Consider the following 1,433-nt stretch of genomic DNA (forward strand, 5'->3'; position numbering starts at 1 on the left):
CATCAAGATCGCGCCCACGGCCGGGGACAGCACGAACCCGGTCGGGGTCGAGATGATGGGTAAAACTGATCAGGATAAGACGGTGTAGCCGGCCTCCTCGATGGCCCGGCGAACCATCTCCGGAGGTACGACACCGGTGACCGTGACGGTGGAAACACCACCAGCAGCGAGATCAATCTGGACGTCGTCGACCTGGGGGAGGGCCTGAAGGGCCTGGGTCACGCTTTTCGCGCAGTGCCCGCAGGTCAGGCCGGTGACCTGGTAGCTAGGGGAGGACCCTCCTGCTGACGAGTCGCTGGCGGCAGGGATGGAGGCGGTGTCGGCACGTGAGGCAGGTCCGCAACAGCTGCAGCCGTGGGAGGCCATCGGCAAGAGGCGGGGCGGGGAGGTGATCATGGGAAAGCTCCTTCGGTTCGGTGGGGTGCGGCGATGCCGCTCTCTAGCGTATACCCCCAGGGGGTATATTTTCAGCATACCCACCGGGGGTATATTTTCAATGGGTGGCGGCGCGGCCCTCACGCGGGGCAGGGTGTGGTCACCGAGCAGCCTCCTCACTGTCGGGAGGGGACAGCGGGAGGCGGAGGGCAAACACCGCTCCGCGACCGGGTCCGGGGGAGGTGGCGGTGAGAGTGCCGCCGTGGGCCTCGATCAATGCCTTGGAGATGGTCAGACCGATACCGGCCCCGGCGTCGTCCCGGCTGCGGGCGGCATCCCCCCGGTAGAAGCGTTCGAAGATGTGTCCGAGCTGGTCAGGTGGGATGCCCTCGCCGTCATCGGCGACGTGGATGAGCGCGGTGGACGCCCCCTGCCGGTGGACGCTGATCCGGACCTGCCCGCCGGCCGGGGTGTGCCGTAGCGCGTTCGACAGGAGATTGCTCATCACCTGGCCGAAGCGTTGCCGGTCCACGAGCACCCGGGCGGTGTCCGTAATGGTCTCGACCTGTAAATCGACGCCTTTGTCAGCATAAGCTTCCCCCGCGGCAGCAGCGGCGGTATGGAGCAGATCCCCGAGCCCTTCCTCCGCCAGGTCCAAATCGATCCGGTGTTCCTGGGCCCGGGAGACATCGTCGATGTCTTCCATCAACCGGGTCAGGCGGGTGAGTTGGTCAGCCATGATCGTGTGGGTGGCATTATTCCAGTCCACGACTCCGTCCTGGAGACCATCGAGGTAGACCGTGAGCACCGATAAGGGGGTGCCCATTTCGTGGGCCAGATCAGAGAGCATCTGGCGACGGACCTGTTCGGTGTGTTCCAGCCGGTCGGCCATGGTGTTGAAGGCATGCGCCAGGGTGGTGACCTCGGGGCCTGCTTTTCCGGCGGGCACGCGGATACGGGAGTTGCCGGCCGTCAGGCTGGTAGCGGCGCGGGTCAGATCCTGCAGGGGGGTGCGCAGACGACGCGATAACCACAGGCTGGCCAGCAGGGCGCTGATC

2 protein-coding genes are annotated in these 1,433 nt (G+C 66.0%); both read right to left on the reverse strand.

Going from position 1 to position 1,433, the window contains the following annotated elements; genetic code table 11:
- Nucleotides 1–69: 69 nt before the first annotated feature.
- The gene (locus AB2385_RS17055) at nucleotides 70–396 is read right to left on the reverse strand and encodes a heavy-metal-associated domain-containing protein (protein ID WP_005276120.1); all 327 of its coding nucleotides are present in this window, start codon (nucleotides 394–396) and stop codon (nucleotides 70–72) included.
- Nucleotides 397–535: 139 nt separating this feature from the next.
- Nucleotides 536–1,433: ATP-binding protein (locus tag AB2385_RS17060; protein ID WP_367656206.1), on the reverse strand; the 898-nt coding region annotated here is incomplete at its 5' end.

The organism is Symbiobacterium sp. (genome assembly GCF_040797425.1).
Classification (GTDB): domain Bacteria; phylum Bacillota; class Sulfobacillia; order Symbiobacteriales; family Symbiobacteriaceae; genus Symbiobacterium.